Below are 20796 nucleotides of genomic sequence, written 5' to 3'. Positions count from 1 at the left end.
GAGACCTATGTATATTGAAGCATACTTCAAAATCGCGCATTAACGGGGTGAGTCACATGCAATGTACAAAATCAATTGTTATGCTTATGAGAACTCGGAGGATGGTAAATTAATGGCAAATTACAAAACCAAAATAGCTATTGTTGAGGACAACGCTACAGCGCGAATGAATCTGCGCAGCCACCTCATGGCGCTTGGCGAGTTTGATATCGCAAGCTATAGCAATGGCAAGGAACTGCGCAACGGTTTACGAACAATAGAGTTCGACGTAGTAGTCACCGATTTTCATCTTGGGCAAAGCAAAAATGGGGTTGAATGGATTCAATACCTAATTGAAGCTAAGTTACTCAAAGCGTCTACTGGCTTAGTGTTCCTCACATCTGACAGGCTCCCACAGACTATTAGTCAGATACTTGATATACACCCTGACGTCTTGATCATTAAGCCGTACACAATAAAAACCTTACACTCTTCCATGCATCATTACTTAATGATGCGCAAAAAGCTCCTGCCAGCCTTAGAGTACCTAGACGCTGAACAGCCTTCTCAGGCGCTTAAATTCATCGATAAGTCGATGAAAGAAGGTTTAAGTAAACGCGCTCGATCAGATTTCACCAAACTCAAGGGTCGATTATTAATCAATGAGCAACAATATGAAAAAGCCGCCGACTTATACAAGAATGTGCTCGATAAAAGCTCGAATGTGCTGTGGGCGCATTGGGGGCTAATCAAAAGCGAATATATGTCAGGTCAATGGCGACACTGCCAAAATATGCTGAACAATTTATTAAATGAACAGCTCACAAAAGACAAAGCCTATGAGTGGATGGCCTGTGTTGAGATAGGTAAAGAGAATTATTCCCTGGCCGAACGTTTGCTCGATAACATCAAAGAAAACGACCTGACAATTCCGGCCACAAAATTAAAAGTACTGAGTTATAAAATGCAAGGCAGAAGCGAAGACGCTATTCGCTTGCTGGAAAAGAAACGACAAAGTAATTTCACCGTAAAAGAACGCTTTGACGAATATACCATCGAGCTTGCGCGCTACCACTTGCAACTTGCTGAGTCTTCCGCACTCAACGATCGGGCACCGAAATTGAATGCCGCAAAATGTCTTATTGGAAATGCTAATAGAACAATTTTAGACCAACAAACACAGCATCAACGTGACTTCATGTTAGCGTTAGCCAGTCTATTAGAAGGCGATATGCAGCGAGCAGAAAAAATAGTACACGACAAAACTGTTGGTGATGCTAAAAACGCAAAGCTAACCACCATGGTCGATGCGATTAAAGTGTGGTTTGGCTTAGGCGATGAAGAAAAAGCAAGGGAAATTTGGGTAGAGTGCGATAGAAAACTTTCGGCGAAAGACGACCAAATTGATCAAATTCTGGCCGACAACTTGATTGTAGAAACCGAAAAAGCACTCGGCTTATCTGAAGAGAAAGCGAAAAAAATCAATGATGAAGGAATGGTGCATTACCTCGGAAATAAAATCGACGAAGCAGTGGATCTCTTTTACAGAGCGCATATGTTATGTCCAGATGTACCGGCCTTCACACTTAATCTTCTGCAGTGTTTAAGTGATTTACGCAGGGCCGATTACAAAGGCCAAAAAACGCTTCTTCTGGTAGATGCACTTCGTGACAAAGAACTGTCACCTTCAAATCTAAAACGTTTCACCATCATCAAAAAGAAATTGGAGGCTAACCCAGACGTGTTTACGGTAAACGAAATTGAGGATGAACTCACCGAGAGCGTTGCCTAGATATCAATCATAGGCTCATGTTCCATTTTTGCACTAACGCAGCTTTAAAGAGATGAAGATAATACTTAGTCGAACACATGCTTTCTTGGTATGATAAGCAAAAAAAGGACATAAAATGACTTCATCAATATACGACTTTAATTACACTGCAAACAATGGCGAAGACATCTCATTTCAAGCCTATCAAGGCAAAGTGCTACTCATTGTTAATACTGCCAGCAAATGTGGTTTTACACCGCAGTATGATGGTTTAGAAGCGCTTTATAAAAAACATAAAGAAAATGGTTTAGAAGTATTAGGCTTTCCTTGTGACCAATTTGGACATCAGGAGCCTGGCTCAGATGATGAAATAGCGCAGTTTTGTGAAATGCGCTTCAATCTTTCTTTTCCTCTATCGAAAAAAATCGATGTCAATGGCGCTAATGCTGCGCCAGTTTACGAAATGTTAAAACAAGAGGCGCCTGGTTTACTCGGTAGCAAGCGTATTAAATGGAATTTCACGAAGTTCTTAGTTAATAAAGAAGGTAAAGTAGTAAAGCGTTATAGCCCAACCACTAAGCCGGAACAGATAGAAAGTGACATTTTAGCCTTGCTCTAAGCAGGCAAACTTGTGAAAGCTCACTTCCTAATTAAGATGTGAAAGTACTTTCCAAGCCACATGAACGGCTCAGTAGCGCCATGTGCTTTTTCAAGGGCTAAGAGTCGTTCAAACTCATCATTCTGTTTAGTCTTGTCCTGCATATAGTCGTGAAAGCAACGTATTCCCGCCTTATGGGTAATTACGCTGTTTGGATAGTTGTTGCTTATGTAGGCAAGTACCTCTGCTGGTTTCTGAGCATTGTGGGGATTCAAGCGCACTTGGTTTCTCACATTCAAGCCATTGTCTATATAGTCAAAATTACCCCAAATAGCATTATTGAAGAGTGCTGCATCTTTATTAAAAAAGCTAAGTGATAAATGCCCCGCGTTCTTCACGTGTAACATCAAATCATCAATAAGTCGAAATGGTTCTTGCACCCATTCCAACACAGCGTGGCAAAGCACTAGATCAAAGCTTGAGTCCTTGTTTAAGTTCGAAATGTCACAGTGCAGCAATTTCTTATTGTCAAAACGCGCAAGGCGCTTTGCAGCAATTTTTAGTATGTCTTGTGAGCCATCGCACAAAGTAACATCATGCGCTTTTTCGCAGAAAGGCAAAGACATCATTCCTGTGCCGCCCCCAGCATCTAAAACATGCAAAGCCCTATCTGAGTTGAGAAAAGGACTTAAATAATGCAACAATAACAAATGCCTAATTTGCCCCTTTGTCGTGCCATAGATATTTGCATCAAACTTGTTAGCAATACCATCAAAAAGAGTATCCCTTTGCCGTGCTAGCTTTGCTTGTTGTTCTTGCTTCTTCTTAAGTGACATTATGCTGATGCTAGGCTGGATTTGGAATATCAACAAACTCAACACGAATATCGGTCATGTTTGCTATGTGCTCTCCTAGCGCTTTAACGCCATAGCGTTCGGTAGCATGATGCCCTGCAGAGATAAAGTCGATACCAAGCTCCCTTGCACTGTGAGTTGTTTGTTCAGATATTTCGCCAGATATAAACACATCAATGTCTGCAGACGTAAAACTATCTATGTAGCTTTGACCTCCACCTGTGCACCAGCCCAACTTTTTAACACGCGATTTGCTTGAGCCGTCGATGAATAAGCACTGGCGCGCCAATTTGGCAGCTACCAATTCAGAAAGCCCCTTTTTATCGACTTCAGTTGTCAACTCTCCCATCATCACAATCCCTTTGGGCTCTGCCATTTGGTGAGCTCGAACATTTTGCAGGCCAAGCACTTTAGCCAGTTGAGCATTGTTGCCATATATCGGATGGATATCTAGTGGTAAATGATATGCAATTAAATTGATATTATTATCTAGTAAGGATTTTATACGATTTTTCTTAATGCCAGTGATAACCTGACTTTCCCCTTTCCAAAAGAATCCATGATGTACCAGCAAAGCGTCTACTTTTTGTTCGATTGCTCTATCAATAAGAGCTTGTGATGCGGTAACACCTGTCATTACGGAACAAATATCGTCTGTACCGTCTACCTGTAAGCCGTTAGGACAGTAGTCTTTAACCAAGTTACTTTGCAAAATATCTTCTAAAAACGATAAAAAATCATGTTTTTTCACAAAAATCCAGCTCCAAGTCACTCAAATTAGACATTAATAATAAAAAAGGTTTACACTGTGGGTATATTAACATCAACTCAACAAAAAGGGTTCATAAGAACGTATGAGCAAACTAGACAAAGATAGCGTCTTAGCAAAATTCACAGCAGCTTACGAAGCAGCAAACGGAAAGACACCAGTAATCGAAGCAAAAGGTGGTTGGTACAGCGTTGACGGTGGTAAAAACGTCCGTTTAGCACAGCTTGACGAAATGGCCGACGAGTTCGGTAGTGCTCCTGCAGCCAAAGCTGAAAAGCCTAAAAAAGCTGAGAAAAAAGTAGAGAAAGAAGCTGCAGCTCCAAAAGCGAGCGCACCGAAAGCCAAAGCAGCTCCGAAAAAGGCAAAGGCGAAAAAAGCCGCATCATCTTTTTCTGTGAAAGACTTCTACACGCAACAAATTAATGAAGCTAATCCTGGTTCACGCGCGCCGCGTTAAGTTAATCAGAAAGCTAAAAAAAGCGGCCTTAAACAGCCGCTTTTTTTGTACCCAATAAACAACAAACTTACTTGTAGAGCTTATTTCCCGCATCGAACAAACGCATAAACATCTGTTCAACCGATTGATAAGCAGCAAAACCCAACTTTTGCGCCAAGGTCTTTTTGGTTGCATAACTTATTTTATACAATTTTTGACTGTCGTTCGCTTGCATTAAATAGTCATCAGACGTTAGTAGCTCATCGACCAAGGCTAGTTCTTTAGCTCTTTGTCCATACCAATACTCTCCGGTAGCCACCTTATCAATATCGAGTTGGGGTCTGTGCTGCTTAACAAACTCTTTAAACATTAAATGAACATCTTCAATTTCGGCCTGAAATTTCTCTCGTCCAGCGTCTGTATTCTCTCCAAACATGGTAAGTGTGCGCTTGAAGTCACCTGCTGTATGTTGCTCGAATTCAATATCATTTTTCTTAAGTATTTTATTAAAGTTAGGCAATTGGGCAATAACACCAATAGACCCGATAATAGCAAAAGGCGCACTGAGTATTTTGTCCGCAACACATGCCATCATATAGCCGCCACTTGCAGCGACTTTATCAACGCTTACTGTTAGTTTAATACCTTTATCTTTGACTCGTTGTAGCTGTGACGCAGCTAAGCCATATCCGTGCACTACACCGCCACCGCTCTCAACATTAACCAATACTTCATCATTTTTGCTCGCAACACACAAAATGGCGGTGATTTCTTCACGCAGCATGTCTACTTCATGAGCGTCCATCGAACCATTGAAATTCACCACAAATAAATTATTCTTTTGAGCTTGCTCGATACCTTTCCTTTTGCTTTTCTTTTTTTGTTTCTGCTTCTCTTCTTTTTCTAACTTCTTAAGTGCATCTTTGTCGAGTAACACACTTTGAGCTGCACTTTTAATATCGTCGTAATGTTCTGACAAAGAAACAAACTCTAAGTTACCACTGGGTTGTTTTTGTTTTGAAGTCATTCCAACTATCAAACCAACCACTAGCGCAATTGCCACCACAAGGGTAATCGCTTTAGCTAAAAACAACCCATATTCAAATAAAAATTCCAAACTTAACTCCTGTTCGCATTAATTGAGCTGATCATACTATCTTCAGCGCGTCGCATTATATACCAAATTTTACGCACAATTTTAGCAATATATTTGCTCTAACACATTCTCTTATCATTCAAGTTATGGCTAGCCATAAAACAAAAAAGCCTGCAAAGCAGGCTTTTACATCGCGTATTATCGAGAAGATTTAGTTGGAAACTACATCTTCATTAGTAATCACGATCGCTCTACCACCCGAACCAACATAGTTAGCTACTTGTGTTTGCATTTCTGCAGTCACAGCAGGCCCGCGTGATGGGTCTAAGCTACTTGCGTGTTGACCTTGGTTAAAGAATACGACACCACTGCTTGGCTCAGCGCCAACTACAGTAGATGACACTTGTTCTAAGCCCATAATGTTAACCAATGCCTGCTGACCAGCAAGCGGTAAAGCAGTTGTAACAGGAATGACTTGGTCAGGAAGGTTTTCCTCACCGCCATCACCAACAACGGTCATCATGTGAACAGGTGTATTGCTTGCCAAGTTCTCAAAGTAGTTGATAGGGTCAGCTGAATCAATCATCGTTTGTGCTGCAAAAGCGAATTGATTAAATAAGCCATTCGCAGCCGCTGTTTGTTCTGGCGTAAGCGCCCCTAAAAAGGCAGTAACTGCGCCAACAAGTTGTGCCTCTGTAACGCTAACAGAACCAAACTGTGCAACTAAAAACGCTTGGAAGTCAGGTGAACCTTGAGAAAGTAATAAACCTTTGATCAATGGTCCGAAGGCCGCAGATTCAATTAGGAAGTTAGCAGTGCCACCTCCAGGAGATTCTAAAGAAGCTGTTTGAACAGCAAAGAAATCGTTGAAGGCAGCAAGAGGCCCATCAAAGCTTGTGTTTGCAACAGCGGCAAAATTACCGCCAGTAATAGCCCCTAGCGATACGCCAAATATTGATACATTTCTTTCGTCAAGATTGATGGCTTGTGTCGCAGTAGTGTCGGCGACTGCATTTAAGCCCAAGCGCAACCCTAGCAGGTCAGACACGCTTTGACGCAGGTTATCCCTAGCAGTAGGCAAAGAAGCAAGATTCAGATAATGCGTGGCAGAAATGGTGGTCGCATTTAAGTCGTCGTTACCATCACCGTTAACATCCCAACCACGACTACCATGAACCGGTTGGTCAATAGCCACTGTGGCAAAACCTGCTAAAGATAAGGCACCGGTAACCGCTAGCATATCTTCTTTGCGCGATGTGATGCCATGTGCAAGCATAACCACAGGCCATCCAGCTTCAGGCATTTCAATAGTAAACCCAAGCGCTGCCGCAACTTGTGCATTAGGCACGGTAATTTGAACATCTAATTGCTCTGTACCACTGTTACGACCAGTGAGTTGTGGCACCGGTGAAAACTTGGTTAAGTTTCTGTCACGATCAAGCAACTGACCGTTCAAACGAACATCGGCTAAACCTACATTTGAGCACAATGCCGCATTTGGACCTGGCTCAGCATTTGGAAGTAAGGCCGCTGCACCAGCTAGCACAATACCGCTATCACATGCTGATGTCCAAAACGCGTTAATTGGAGCAAGTGGATTTTCTATTGAAGGTACGCCTGAGTAATAAGGCAATGAAATATTCCCTTCAAAGCGTGTAGCTGCGCAGAAAGGACCCGCCTGAGCCAAAATACCTGAGGCAACGCCCGCAGCAAACTCATTCACTTGAGGAATCTGACTACCAAAACCACCGCCTGCACCGTTTAATAAGCCCGCACAAGTCGTAAACGATGAAAAATCTGATGCATTGATTGCAGGAATCAGAGGAGCTGCTTCTGCAGGCAATTGAGATACGCCTAACATCACCGCGCCTGCAACTAAGTCTTCGCTAACGAGCCCTAAAAATTCCATTGTGTTTGGCGCTGCAGCTACATCTCTAGCGACAATAGCAGGCAGCGCTTGACCCGCAGTTGGGTCTTGTAGAGCAGCTCGTTGAGCAAACTCGGCAATCATCAATTGCTTAACAGTATCAAGAACCGTTGACGTCGATTGCGTAGTAAATGCCGAAGCGTATGTGACATTTGTTGTATCGACACCTGCGCCAGCAAGTGAATCTAAGTGTAAATTAATTAGCGTTTGCAAGCTTAGTTGTGACTCGGTGGCAAGAGGACTACTGTTTATGTCTTGGCTAACCAAATCCCAGGTAGTTGAGCCTTGAACACTCTTGCCCGTGCTATCTTTAAGGTCTGTCGTCATGACTAACATATAGCCCTGCGCTGCTTTCAGCGGGCGAAGAGGAATGATAGTAATGGTGCTACCGTCAGCAGGTTGAGCAATAAAGTCAACGCCGTATGTTAGTTTGTCGCCGATTTTACAGCCCGCACTTGGAATTTGAATAGCAGCACAATCTGGGTCGGCTTGATTTAGCCCTAGCGTGGCTTCATAAATGTGTAGGCCCTGTGGGTAGGTTGAAGCGTCTAAGCTAACCTCGTCTGGCGTCTCCACATTGATAACGAATGGTTGTGTTGTCGACCATCCATCCAGCACATTAAGTGCGTTTTGAGGGTCACCAAAGTCTGTTGGGTCTGCGACCGGTATATTAAGTGTGTAGTCAAAAAAACCATCATCGCCAGGAAGCATCAAAAGGTCGTTTGGAATGTTGAGGTTTCCACCTGCAGGATCAAAAACCACTCTTGAAAATGCAGTTTGTACTTCAGTTTCTTCCCTGATGTCGCTTAGGCTATCGCCTCCACCACAACCGCTAAGTCCTAGCGCCGCTAAAACACTTGCGCTAATTAACAATTTATTCATTCTTTCTCCCCACTTGCTTGCAGATAATAGTTATCCATAACATTTATACTTTTTATTAACGTCATGGTATTGCGGATAGTCTAACAAGTATGACCAGTTATAATAATCTTAATAGTATTGGCTTTACTGTCACTTTGCAAAGGTTTGTTAATCATTTGTAAGGAAAAATATCAATTGACCACAAATTTGCGTTATTAACTTCAGACTACGTGACTTGTACGATATTATTCATTCTTTCGATCCTAAAACCAATTAGCAAAGGAACACAATGCATACTCACCTACAATATGTAGCTCGTAATCAAGCATTAAGCAATAAAATAGCGTTAATAACCGGTGCTGGCGATGGTATTGGAAAGCAAGCAGCTATTTCTTACGCAAAATGTGGCGCTCAAGTCATTCTTCTGGGTAAAACCGTTTCTAAACTGGAAGTCACTTATGATGAAATTATCGCCACTGGCGCCCCAGAGCCCATCATTGTACCGATTGATTTTGCAGGCGCAACACAACAAAATTATTTAGACATGGTAGCAAGTATTGAGTCGCAATATAAACGCATCGATATAGTGTTATTTAACGCAAGTATTCTTGGCAACCTGTGCCCCTTCGAGCAAATTAGTGAAAAAGAATTCAATGCTGTTATGCAAGTTAATGTAAACAGCCAATTCTTACTAACTCAAGCCTTGCTTCCGCTCTTGAAAAAACAGAATAAAGCCAGCGTTATTTACACCACCTCGTCAGTTGGTCATAAAGGAAGAGCTTATTGGGGAAGCTACAGCATGTCGAAGTTTGCAACAGAAGGCATGATGCAAGTGCTGGCTGACGAGCATAAAAACTCAGGACTTCGCTTTAACTGCATCAATCCAGGAGGCACACGCACAAACATGCGAGCAAAAGCTTTTCCTGGCGAGAAGCAGGACCAACTCAAAACCCCTTTAGACATTATGCCTACTTATCTTTATCTCGCTTCTGATGACAGCGATGACCACAATGGCAAAACTTTCCATTGCCAACCAAAGTGATTAATAGCCATTAGCAAAAAGCCCAAACATAGTTTGGGCTTTTACATGATATATTATTTCTTATTGACCTTGTTTTGCCCAAGTATCACGCAAACCGACCGTTCTGTTGAACACCAATTGTGCTGAAGAGCTGTCATCATCTATACAGAAGTATCCTGTTCTTTCAAATTGGAATGCCTGGTGTAAGTTAGCTTCGCGCAATGAAGGCTCAACAAAGGCTGTTTTTATTACCAGCGATTCAGGGTTAATCGTTGCTGCAAAATCTTCTTCAGCCGCGGGGTTGGGAACAGTAAACAAACGATCGTAAAGACGTACCTCAGCTTCAACTGCGTGCTCAGCACTGACCCAATGGATAACCCCTTTCGCTTTGCGACCGTCAGAAGGGTCTTTGCCAAGCGTATCTGGATCGTAAGTACAATACACTGTGGTTACCTCGCCTTGTTCGTCTTTATCACAGCGATTAGCTTTTAAAAAATAGGCATTACGCAAGCGTACTTCTTTATCTATCACTAAACGCTTAAATTTCTTATTTGCAGATTCTCTAAAGTCTTCTTTTTCAATCCAAAGCTCTTTAGAAAAAGGCACCTTGCGTGTTCCCATGGTCTCATCACTGGGGTGATTGGGCGCATCAAGCCATTCGGTTTTACCCTCTTCGTAGTTTTCAATCACCACCTTTAAGGGCTCAAGCACTGCCATCCTTCTTTCTGCCGATACGTTAAGTTCGTCTCTTATGCAGGCCTCAAGCATACTCATTTCAACTAAATTATCCATTTTGGTCACGCCAATGCGTAAACAAAACTCACGCATAGCAGAAGGCGTGTAGCCGCGACGACGAATACCGGCGATAGTTGGCATTCTCGGATCGTTCCAACCCGAGACAATGTTGTCTTCTACAAGCTGAATCAACTTTCGTTTGCTGAGAACAGTATATTCAAGATTTAGGCGTGAAAACTCGTATTGTCGAGGCGTACACTCAATCGAAATATTATCAATCACCCAATCATATAAACGACGGTTGTCCTGAAACTCAAGTGTGCACAAAGAATGCGTGATCCCCTCTATCGCATCAGAAATACAATGGGTAAAATCATACATTGGATATATACACCATTTGTCACCAGTCTGATGATGATGAGCAAACTTCACACGATAGATAATAGGGTCGCGCATACACATAAACGACGAACTCATATCTATTTTAGCGCGTAAGCTACATTCTCCCTCTTGGTACTCACCCGCTTTCATCTTCGCGAAGTGAGAGAGGTTTTCTTCAATGCTAGTATCGCGATATGGGCTATTCTTTCCGGGTGCAGTTAAGGTTCCACGCATTTCTCGCACCGCCTCTTGGCTAGAGAAATCAACGTAGGCTAGGCCCTTTTCGATTAGCTCGACAGCGTATCCATGCAACTGATCAAAATAGTTCGATGAGTAACGCGTCTCGCCATGCCAATCGAAGCCAAGCCAGGTAACGTCCTCTTTAATCGAATTAACGTAATCGATGTCCTCTTTTTCAGGATTAGTATCATCGAAACGAAGGTTACAAGTGCCCTTATAGTCTTGTGCAATGCCAAAGTTTAAACAAATTGATTTTGCATGACCTATATGCAAGTAACCATTTGGCTCTGGTGGAAAGCGGGTTGCTACATTCTGATGTAGGCCTGAACTCAAGTCTTTATCGATAATTTGTCTGATAAAGTTGGACGGGCGATGTTCAGTTTCGGCCATTTCGTGTATTTCCTCAAAAATAGATTTAAATAATTTTTCCGAGTATATCACTTTGTTTTCATTTCAATAGCGTCAATTTAGAGCATATTTGCAAAGAATTTGAACTTGATATGCACAGTGGTGTATAAAACACTACATGAAAGATTTTCAGTAATATGAAGTTCTCATTTAATAGACATTTTCACTGACAAGAAGTCCACAATGAAAAGCAAAGCAACGTCGTTCGACATCGCACACATGGCGGGTGTTTCCCAATCGACCGTATCAAGAGCACTAAGCGATAGTCCGCTGGTGAATCAGGAAACTCGGGAAAAAGTGAAACGGATAGCCAAAGAACTCAATTACAAAGTTGACAAAAACGCGAGTAATCTGCGAAAGCAGCATAGTCAAACCCTTGCCCTGCTCTTTTTCGAAGATCCAACATCCGATGACTCTCTCATCAATCCGTTTTTTATCTCAATGCTAGGTAGTATTACCAAAGCCACTGCGGCTGCCGGTTATGATCTTTTGGTGTCATTTCAAAATTTGAAGGACGATTGGCATGCTGTTTACGAAGACAGTAATAAAGCCGATGGTCTTATCCTATTAGGTTATGGTAGTTACACTGATTACGAATATAAACTCAGTCAACTAGAGGAACAAGGTACGCGATTTCTTCGCTGGGGCGCGCCTGATGAGAAACATCCCGGCGTATCCATTGGCTGCGATAACTACTTAGGTGGCGTTGAAATAACTAAACACATGCTTTCGCTAGGCCATAAAACCTTTGGCTTCATTGGCTACGCCGACGAGACGGCTCCCGAGTTTAAGGCTAGGTTTGATGGTTTCATGAGTGTGCTTTTGGAAAATGCCCTGCCTTCATCAAATGTAGTGCAGAAGAACGCAATATCAACTGAAGCAGCAGGCTATGAAGCAGCACTTAAGATATTGAATGACAACCGTCCTGATGCCATCGTGTGCGCATCAGACCTCATTGCGATGGGTGCAATAAGAGCAGTGAGAAGCTTAGGGCTTAAGGTTCCGGCGGATATAGCAGTTGTAGGCTACGATAATATTCAAATAAGTGAGTTTGCCTCAACACCACTTACCACGGTACATCAAAATACGCAGCTTGCTGGTGAACTCTTAGTGACTAATCTATTGAAAATGATTAATAATGAACCCGTTACAGATTATCTTATGCCGCCCGAGCTTATCATCCGACAATCATGTGGCGTCAATAGCTCGAAATAAGTCTCTTCTTTTGAACAAAAAAACCCAATAGCATCGCTGCTATTGGGAAAGCTAGGGATAAGGCTTTAAACTTTATGATTCGGTAACTTGTACGTGCTCTTTCACACCAAACACAGCGAAACCCGCAAGCAGCATCGACACGCCCGCAACGACAATAATGTACACTGCGTTATTATCAAATACATTGCTCAATATGAAACCAGCGGTAAGACCACAAATGATCTGCGGCATAGCAATGGTGAAGTTGAATATTCCCATATAGACGCCAGTTTTATTTGCTGGGAGAGAACCCGCTAACATGGCGTAAGGCATCGCTAAAATAGCGGCCCATGCGATACCTATCCCTATCATTGGCAACATGAGTAACACTGCGCCAAAGGGAACGGTCACTTCTGTGATCAACAAATTCACAGTAGTTGGTGTTAGGTCCTCAAAAAGCATAAAACTAATGTATGAGAGACCGCCGATAAAGAGTGAACTTGCATACACCACCTTTCTTCCTATTTTATCGGCTAACTTTGCAAGAAACACTGAAAAGACTGCTGCGAATAATGAATAACCGGCAAACAAAATACCCACCCAATCACCTGCAGCACCTTTTGCTGCAACAATTGACGCGGGAACATCGACCGATGACAAATAATCTGGATCGAACCATTTCACTTCCACGCCCCAAATATGTTGCGTAATTGCAGGGGTTGTATAAACCCACATTATAAACAGCGCAAACCACGAAAAGAACTGAACTACTGCCAACTGGCGCATAGTATCAGGCATCGTCCATACTAATTTAAAAAACTCTGACAATTTTGTCTTGAGTGACTTTTTCAGCGCTAACTCGGCTTCCATTTTTGTAGCATCCAAACCTTTGTAGCTGTAGTAGTCTTTTGGCTTGTACTCTTTAGTCCGAAACACCGTCCACAACACTGAGCCTAATAATACCGTTGCTCCAATATAAAAAGCCCACACAACTGAAGGAGCAACTTTGCCTGCCTCAGCTGTATTTTCAAGCCCAACTACGTTAGTTAATACAAATGGCAAGATGGACCCAATTACTGCACCCACGTTTATCAAAAGAGACTGAATCGAATACCCAGAATTGCGTTGTTGAGGGGGTACCATGTCGGATACCAGCGCTCTAAAAGGTTGAAAGCAAACATTGAATGAAGCGTCCATGAGCGCTAGCATTAATACACCAAATATCATTGGCGCAATGAATGCAACAACGAGCGACGCATTTGGCATTAAATACATGCCAATAGCTGCGGCAATCGCACCGGCGAGGATAAACGGGCGACGACGACCAAGCCTATTCCATGTTCGGTCAGAGGCGGCGCCAACAATTGGTTGTACGAGTAAACCCATAATTGGAGCAACTAACCAAAACAGCGATAGAGAGTGTAGGTCTGCGCCAAGGTCAGTTAGGATTCGACTTGCATTAGCATTCTGCAGAGCAAAACCGAACTGAACCCCCAAAAAGCCAAAACTGACTGTCCATAATTGCCAAAAACTTAATTGGGGTTGTTGTTTTTGCATATTTTTCTCTTGTTATTGTTGTCTTATCGAGCTGGAAGACATTCTCTTCACAACCGAATAATGTAAACTGTCTGTTAAATAATTGCGCTAAGTGTAACGCTAAGTGTTTAAAATGACTATGGATGACTAGTAAAGTGCATACGTATTCAGTCAGTTGGCAGTGACATCTGGGGTAGCATTCTCATCGCAGAATACATCTTTGCATTTGTTTCACTCTTTTTAACGTGGTTACCATCAAATATGAAAAAAATACTGATTTTGGGCGGAGGAACGGCGGGTTGGATGGCGGCGAATCTGTTTGCCAAAATGTTAAATCGACGCTCATACGCCATCACGCTTGTAGAGTCGCCGCAGCTTGGCATCATCGGTGTCGGCGAAGGCTCAACCCCCCAATTAAAGAAGTTTTTCGATATTTTAGACATACCAGAGAGCGAATGGATGCCTGCTTGCCATGCTACCTACAAAAACGGCATTAGCTTTGTTGATTGGACTGAACATACCCAACATAATCGTTATTTCCATCCTTTTCCTTCGCCTTTTGACCGCGCAACAGGGTCGGCTTTTCTATATCATAGCAAGTTACGCTCTCAAGGCATGGATGTACCAGTTTGCCCTGATGACTTTTTCCTGTCAGCAAAGCTGGCTCAGCGTAAACTCAGCCCAAAACCTAAGCCCAACAAGCCACAAATCCCATTAAACTACGCTTACCATTTTGATTCCGCCAAACTGGGAGACTTTCTATCAATAAAAGCAAAAGAAGCCGGTGTTACTCACATAGAAGACGAATTAAGTTCCCACAAATCGGCCATTAACTATGACGAATTTGGCAATATTTGCAGTCTTAGCATGCAGTCTGGAAACAAGTACTCTGCTGATTTATTCATAGATTGCACAGGTTTTTCTTCACGCTTAATTCAACAATCCTTGAAAGTCCCTTTTCATAGTTTTTCAGATATGCTCTTCAATGATGCTGCAGTTGCTATTCCCACTAAATCTGAGAGCACTTTGCCATCAGAAACAAAGGCACAAGCATTATCAAACGGCTGGTCTTGGCATATACCTCTTACAAATAGAACGGGGAATGGCTATGTATATTGCAGTAAATACATCTCGGCTGAAGAGGCTGAGTTGGAGCTCCTAAAATCACTTGGCTACGAAAGCAAAGTTGAGTATGAGAGTGCTAATCCTAATTTGCCTGCGATCAAACACTTACGCATGAAGGTAGGGCAAGTCACTAAACACTGGCACAAAAATGTACTGGCACTGGGTTTATCACAAGGCTTTATTGAACCCTTGGAAGCCACTGCATTGCACTTAGTTCAAGAAACAATATTACAATTCATACAGCTGCTAGGCGAACCTGTTGATGTACTGAGCAATACCGTTGAGGATGAAAAGGCACGAGAGCTTAAAGACAAATTTAACGATAAGATCCGTAAGCGTTTTGAAGGCGTTCGGGATTATATCGTTGCACACTACAAGCTGAATACTAGAAACGATAGTCAATACTGGATAGATAACCGGAACAATCAACAGTTATCGCCACAATTAGAAGCAGTCTTAGAGTCTTGGTATTCGGCTCGAGACATTAATACGGTGTTAAACAATTACCAAATGACGTCCTACTATCCTGCGGTATCTTGGTTTTGTTTATTGGCCGGTTATGGTGCGTTTCCAGAAATTAAAACAGAAAACAAGCTACCAGAGCACGCTATGCGACAAATGCAAGAGTACATATTAAATAATACTCAACATTTTGAAGAACATAGCGTTGCTCTTGCATCTTTATCGGAGCACAAGCCAAACTAAGAGTGAAGCTCCTAGTTTACGCTAAGCAATAGTTGTGTTTCTAAGCGAGCCTTAACCCTAATCTGTTGGCTACTCTCGTTCCAGTATGCACCACTTTGGCGTTGTCTAAAGTCACTTGCATCTAAAAACTTTACTGCTTCACCGTTAACAAGGATTGCGTTGGGCTTTTGCGATATTCCGTGCAGTACGTAAGTAATATCACGCGATTTGGGTGCACTTTCAAAGCTCCCCGAAACTTCAAGGTCAAGATTCAGCACCGTGCTTTCACTTTCCTCAGCTAAGCCTTGCGAAGAGCTAAAGCGAAGAGATTGGAAATTATTATTGTCAATTGAATCAGCACTTCTCCCGTCATCGTCATACATAATATAGGACGTATTAGCGACGCTATTATCATGATAATAATGCACCACAAGCTGACTCTGATCGTAAGCTTCAGTATTCTTCATATTTTTTGCCATGGGAACAAAGGAACCCGCTTTCACTAAAACAGGAAGTGTATTGAGTGATGTTTTCATTGCATAGCTAATCTCACTGTCGTCGTTATTAACTATCTTTTCGTCATTCCAATAATTAAACCAAACACCCGCTGGTACCTTCATATCCACCACCTTTACACCGGGTGAGGTTATCGGATGAACTAAGAAAGCAGAGCCCCACATATAGCTATTGTTATTGCTAATATCCGAAGTCGCAGAATCAAAAAAGGTAGGACGCATCATTGGCTTGCCATAAAGGGAGTTTTCGAATGACAGCGAATAGTTGTATGGAAGCATCCTGTAGCGCAGTTTCACAAATTCTCTCACAATGTCTTTGGTATTTTCATCATGAAAAACAGGTTCAGGTGCGATATTATCTTGGGCATGCGGCCTATAAACTGGTTGAAACACACCATATTGCATCCATCTGATGTAGAGCTCTGGGTCGAAACTTTCCCCCCCAGCAAAGCCGCCAAGGTCAGAATGTGTGTAGGCCAGACCAAACATACTCATTTGTAGGCTCAACTCAACCTGAGGTTTCAAGCCGCCCCACTCCCGAGATACGTCCCCTGTCCACGGAATGATACCGTAGCGTTGCGTCCCTAAAAAACCCGAGCGCATCATAATAAAAGGACGCTCATTAGGTGTTAACTGACTTTGTTTTTCATACACCATTTGAGCCCATTTGTGACCATAGGCATTGTGCACTTGATCGCCAGTGACCCAATCTCCGTTGAAGCGATGTAAACTATCGCTAGGGTGAACTTCTGGTTCCCCCAAATCGCCCCACCAACCGGCGACACCTTGTTTGTCTAAACTTTCATAAAAACGCCAGAACCAATCTTGAGCATCTTCATCAAAAACATCAACCAAGCCTGTATTACCAAAGTAAAAATCAAATTTACGTGGCCCACCGCCTAAACTTTTTGCTAGGGCGTCATTCTCGACAGCTGACTTCCACTGCTTCGACGTAGTTAAAATGAAAGGCTCAGTAATTAAAATGGTTTTAACCCCCTTGTCGGCGAGTGTCTGGATCATTCTCTCAGGTTCGGGAAAAGTGTTTTTATCCCATTCCAGATTCCCCATATGGCCTTTTATATCAGGGCCAAACCAGTATAGATCTAGCACAATGGCATCAACCGGAAAGTCTTCTTTTTCGAATTTTTCGATGGTTTCCAAGGCCTGCTGTTGGCTTTTGTAGCCAAATCGAGAAGCATAATTACCTAAAGCCCATCGCGGTGGTAGTGGTTGCTTGCCTGTGATATCGACAAAGTTCTTGACCATTTCGGCATAGGTTGCGCCACTACTGACAATATAAGAAGTGCGCCCAGATGAAGCTTCAAATTGTAAAACATTGGCTTGTGTATGACCTATATCCAAGTGACCACTGGCGCTATTATCGAACGCGAGAACATACATATTTGTTGACATTACTGCCGGCAATCCGTAGTACATCTGTGACGACTCGGTTGTGTAGCCGTAGTGTGCTTTGTTATATAGTGGCATGCGCTGACCTCTGCGATCCATGCCTAGCACACGCTGCCCTCCGCCCATGATTTTCTCATCATCGTTCAAAGAAAAACGAAAACCACGCAGCGCTTCATGATTAAAAAGCCCCACTTCTTCTTTAACTAGCAAAGTATCTCCACGAAAATAGGAAATCTGAAAAGGCTTCAATTGAATATTAGCGCTCAGCTCTCCTGCGCTAAAGCGCAAACTATTATCAGCTTTAGTCAGCGTGGTATTGATACCAGTTCGCGCACTTACCCCCTCAGCTATCGCAAAAGATGGTAGATTTTTTGTATGTGATGGCTGATAAAACACTTCGAAACTGTTGTCATTCAATGCTGTAATGCTCACAGCGCCATCAGTTAATTGAATATCGAGTCTATTGCTTTCATGCTGATGGCTTAAGGCCTCCCGATAGACACTGAGTGGCGCCGTTTGTGCTACGCTTGGGTGTTGTGCTTGCAAGTCACTGAGGGCGAATGCATCGATAGAGTTAACACTCATACACGCAAGTAAAAGAACAGACTTAGATGCTGTTAACATCTTCGATTTAGCCAAATAAATAGATAAACTTCTTCGAAAATGCTTTATTCGGATATTTTTCATTATTACTATTCTCATGGTTTTGTTGGCGCTAGATTAATTTCAAGAACTGCCGAGCCAAAAGCGGGTAATCCTAAGGTGATACTGGCCGCTGAACGCTTTCTACCAACGTCTAATTGATACTCAAAACCGTTTAGCATACCCACCGCTGCGTAGCTGCCCTCAACTAATTTCCATTCGCTTAACAAAGCAACTGGAAGAGAAATTTTCAATCCATTTATTTTTTCGTTTTTAAAAGAACTTACCACAATCAACGCACTAGAATCGGTGTAGCGAACAAATGAAAACATAGATTCCGCATAAGCATTATTTACATCATTTTCGGCGATTTTAACGTTAAATGAGTGCAGACTTGCGTATTTTCCTAGCATTGTGGGATGCGTTGCTGAGATATTCATTACTTTTTCATAATAAGCACGAAGAGCAACTTCCTGAACACTTGATTGACCACCATCGAAAGCCCCGTTGTTCATCCAGCGTTGATGCGCAGGCACTCCCATATAGTCGAAGATTGACGTACGGCTAGGATCACCAAAACCAGGTTCCTCAGAGCCATCTTCACCAACATCCTGCCCAAAATATAACATCGTCGGTGAGCGGCTAATCAGTGCAGATACAACTAAGGCTGGTTTCCCCTTTTCCGCATTACCTGCAAATTCAGGACTCGCAATACGCTGTTCATCATGATTTTCAAGAAAGTGAAGCATATTTAGCTCAATGTCTGCGAGTGAGGCTTGAATATCTTCCAAGGGTTGCGCTGGGCCTTTCCCTTGCATCAGTAATTTAAGTGAATCATAGAATTCCACTTTATCGTAAAGGTAGTCCATTTTTCCCAATGCTAGATAGTCGCGATATAAACTGGGATTGTAAACTTCAGCAAGCAGGAAGGCTTCTGGCTTCTTTTCTTTGATTGATGAATTGAGGTAGGACCAAAACTCTACGGGCACCATTTCGGCCATATCGTAGCGAAAGCCATCAACGCCTTTATCTAACCAATAATGAACAATTTGTTCGAATTTCACCCATGAATCGGGCACATCTTTGTTTTTCCAAAACGCCCTGTGCTCGCTCAAGTCCTTGTTGGCGTAGTCTGCTGGTAATTCATCAAAATCGTAGCTTCCATCCGGACGAACTCCATAATTAACCTTGACTGTTTCATACCAGTCATGGAAGCCGGGTTGAGGCGCTCGCGCACCATTGCCTGTCCATTTTGCTGGGTTCTCGTTGAACTTACCATCTGCTAAGGGGTGCGTCTCACCTCCGAGTGGACGGTAACCATTCTCTCCCTCTGGTACTTTGAATGACTCGCCAACCACGTAATAGAAATTATTGTCTCGAGCATACTCAAGGCTAGTATCATCGTTCTCGCCAAAATCGCTCACATCGTCGGGGCGTGTAAGTGATTCATAGCCTCGGGCAACATGATTTGGCACAATATCAATAATCACTTTCATGCCATTTTCGTGAGTGCGCTTAATGAGAGCTTCAAACTCTTGTAAACGATTTTCCGGTTGATCGGCTAGGTCAGGGTTTACATTATAGTAGTCCTTAACGGCATAAGGTGAGCCGGCTCTGCCCTTCACTACATCAGGGTCGTCCAAGCTAATACCATAGTCTGTGTAGTCATTAATAACAGCATGGTGAGGAACGCCAGTGTACCAAATATATGATGTTCCCAAGGCTTTGATGTCTTGCAAGGCTTTGTTATCGAAGTCGCTGAACTTCCCTACGCCATTCTCGTCAATACTCCCCCAAGCTTTGTTGGTGGTGTTTTTATTACCATACAAGCGTGTGAAAACCTGATACACAACGGGCTTTCCGTCACCTTGAGAGAAATGAGGATGAACGTAGCCCCCCTGAGCATCGCGCAAAGAGTAAGCATCTTCTCGCTCATCTTGTTGATTAGGGCTACATGATATTATCACCGACAATGTTCCTAACAGTACGCTTCGTTTGAAAATAGAAGACATAGTAATCCTTTAAAATAATGTGTAAATAAAAGTGGCGAGTGACGATTGTTGGGTTGCAATAACAATAAAACCGAGAAATGCCATGATGATAATAATGGGGAGTAACCAGAGCTTTTTTCTCACGCGTAAAAACGCCCACAGGTCTTGCAGAAACTCAGTCATGTTAAAAAGGCTCCTCTAATCGTTTTTTATCTTTTGAATAGTCGTTATGTTCACGTATTACCCAGCTCGAACCGGTTTGTAATCGTTTTTTATATTGTAGTTTTCCCAAAGCTCGCATCACCAAACCGATCGGGGTAATGAGCCCATAGTAGATAATCGCTAACAGTAGTTGTGTATTAAACCAGCCTAAAATTGACGCCAAAATCATCCATGCTAGATAAAGGAAATAGAGAGCTTGCGGCAGAAACAAATGTAGCAACATCAATATAAGTGGCACCGCGAGCGGCCACCAAGGCATAGAGTGATTAAATAGCCATGGAAGTAGCAACATGAAAACAATGGGAAAAGCACTGCTCATAACCACAGCAAAAGAGCGCAAAGCTGGAATATCTTGCTTTGATGCCAGCGGTAACATGATTGTTTTGATTATTGAGTACATG

At 42.6% G+C, this 20796-nt stretch carries 16 protein-coding genes; 6 read left to right on the top strand and 10 right to left on the bottom strand.

The window, feature by feature from the left end; all coding sequences use genetic code 11:
* The first annotated feature begins 112 nt into the window (after positions 1-112).
* Together ISG33_RS04730 and ISG33_RS04725 are read left to right on the top strand one after the other, a co-directional pair.
* Positions 113-1771 carry a response regulator gene (locus ISG33_RS04730; protein WP_195732365.1) on the top strand — a complete coding sequence of 553 codons (1659 nt, stop codon included), beginning with the start codon at positions 113-115 and terminating at the stop codon, positions 1769-1771.
* Between the two features lie 115 nt (positions 1772-1886).
* Positions 1887-2369, top strand: a complete 483-nt coding sequence (locus tag ISG33_RS04725; protein WP_195732364.1) for a glutathione peroxidase — start codon at positions 1887-1889, stop codon at positions 2367-2369.
* Between the two features lie 20 nt (positions 2370-2389).
* On the opposite strand, the gene ISG33_RS04720 is transcribed toward ISG33_RS04725, so the two are convergent.
* A complete protein-coding gene (locus ISG33_RS04720) occupies positions 2390-3184 on the bottom strand; it encodes a methyltransferase (RefSeq protein ID WP_195732363.1) in 795 nt (264 codons plus the stop codon).
* Between the two features lie 10 nt (positions 3185-3194).
* Positions 3195-3959 (bottom strand): Nif3-like dinuclear metal center hexameric protein, encoded by a 765-nt coding sequence (locus tag ISG33_RS04715; protein WP_370545303.1) that lies wholly within the window; start codon positions 3957-3959, stop codon positions 3195-3197.
* A 97-nt stretch (positions 3960-4056) separates the two neighbouring features.
* Between ISG33_RS04715 and ISG33_RS04710 the strand changes: the two genes are divergently transcribed.
* Positions 4057-4428, top strand: coding sequence for a hypothetical protein (locus tag ISG33_RS04710; protein ID WP_195732361.1), 372 nt, complete (start codon positions 4057-4059; stop codon positions 4426-4428).
* Between the two features lie 67 nt (positions 4429-4495).
* Here the strand turns inward: ISG33_RS04710 and sohB are convergent, their stop codons facing one another.
* Positions 4496-5524: a protease SohB gene (gene sohB, locus ISG33_RS04705; RefSeq protein WP_195732360.1), complete on the bottom strand. Its 1029-nt coding sequence runs from the start codon at positions 5522-5524 to the stop codon at positions 4496-4498.
* Between the two features lie 190 nt (positions 5525-5714).
* On the bottom strand, positions 5715-8312 hold the full coding sequence (locus ISG33_RS04700; protein WP_195732359.1) for a VolA/Pla-1 family phospholipase: 2598 nt from the start codon (positions 8310-8312) through the stop codon (positions 5715-5717).
* Positions 8313-8580: 268 nt separating this feature from the next.
* On the opposite strand from ISG33_RS04700, the gene ISG33_RS04695 reads away from it, so the two are divergent.
* On the top strand, positions 8581-9333 hold the full coding sequence (locus tag ISG33_RS04695; protein ID WP_195732358.1) for a YciK family oxidoreductase: 753 nt from the start codon (positions 8581-8583) through the stop codon (positions 9331-9333).
* Between the two features lie 60 nt (positions 9334-9393).
* On the opposite strand, the gene glnS is transcribed toward ISG33_RS04695, so the two are convergent.
* Positions 9394-11058 carry a glutamine--tRNA ligase gene (gene glnS / locus ISG33_RS04690; RefSeq protein WP_195732357.1) on the bottom strand — a complete coding sequence of 555 codons (1665 nt, stop codon included), beginning with the start codon at positions 11056-11058 and terminating at the stop codon, positions 9394-9396.
* A gap of 201 nt (positions 11059-11259) precedes the next feature.
* On the opposite strand from glnS, the gene ISG33_RS04685 reads away from it, so the two are divergent.
* Positions 11260-12291 (top strand): LacI family DNA-binding transcriptional regulator, encoded by a 1032-nt coding sequence (locus ISG33_RS04685; RefSeq protein WP_195732356.1) that lies wholly within the window; start codon positions 11260-11262, stop codon positions 12289-12291.
* A 72-nt stretch (positions 12292-12363) separates the two neighbouring features.
* Here ISG33_RS04685 and ISG33_RS04680 read toward each other — a convergent pair whose 3' ends face one another.
* Positions 12364-13827: an MFS transporter gene (locus ISG33_RS04680; RefSeq protein ID WP_195732355.1), complete on the bottom strand. Its 1464-nt coding sequence runs from the start codon at positions 13825-13827 to the stop codon at positions 12364-12366.
* 240 nt (positions 13828-14067) lie between these two features.
* Here ISG33_RS04680 and ISG33_RS04675 point away from each other — a divergent pair, with 240 nt between their 5' ends.
* Complete coding sequence (locus tag ISG33_RS04675; protein WP_195732354.1) at positions 14068-15636, top strand: tryptophan halogenase family protein; 1569 nt, start codon at positions 14068-14070, stop codon at positions 15634-15636.
* Positions 15637-15647: 11 nt separating this feature from the next.
* Here the strand turns inward: ISG33_RS04675 and ISG33_RS04670 are convergent, their stop codons facing one another.
* From ISG33_RS04670 to ISG33_RS04655, 4 genes are read right to left on the bottom strand one after another with little or no spacing between them, the layout of a single operon-like run.
* The gene (locus ISG33_RS04670; RefSeq protein ID WP_229333451.1) at positions 15648-18227 is read right to left on the bottom strand and encodes a glycoside hydrolase family 31 protein; all 2580 of its coding nucleotides are present in this window, start codon (positions 18225-18227) and stop codon (positions 15648-15650) included.
* 11 nt (positions 18228-18238) lie between these two features.
* On the bottom strand, positions 18239-20194 hold the full coding sequence (locus ISG33_RS04665; protein WP_195732353.1) for an alpha-amylase family protein: 1956 nt from the start codon (positions 20192-20194) through the stop codon (positions 18239-18241).
* A 9-nt stretch (positions 20195-20203) separates the two neighbouring features.
* Positions 20204-20356: a DUF5989 family protein gene (locus tag ISG33_RS04660; protein ID WP_195732352.1), complete on the bottom strand. Its 153-nt coding sequence runs from the start codon at positions 20354-20356 to the stop codon at positions 20204-20206.
* A 1-nt stretch (position 20357) separates the two neighbouring features.
* Positions 20358-20795: an SxtJ family membrane protein gene (locus tag ISG33_RS04655; protein WP_195732351.1), complete on the bottom strand. Its 438-nt coding sequence runs from the start codon at positions 20793-20795 to the stop codon at positions 20358-20360.
* Position 20796: the final 1 nt, after the last annotated feature.

It is taken from the genome of Marinibium conchae (assembly GCF_015595035.1).
GTDB lineage: Bacteria > Pseudomonadota > Gammaproteobacteria > Enterobacterales > Alteromonadaceae > Glaciecola.
This window is presented reverse-complemented; position numbering and strand designations above follow the sequence as displayed.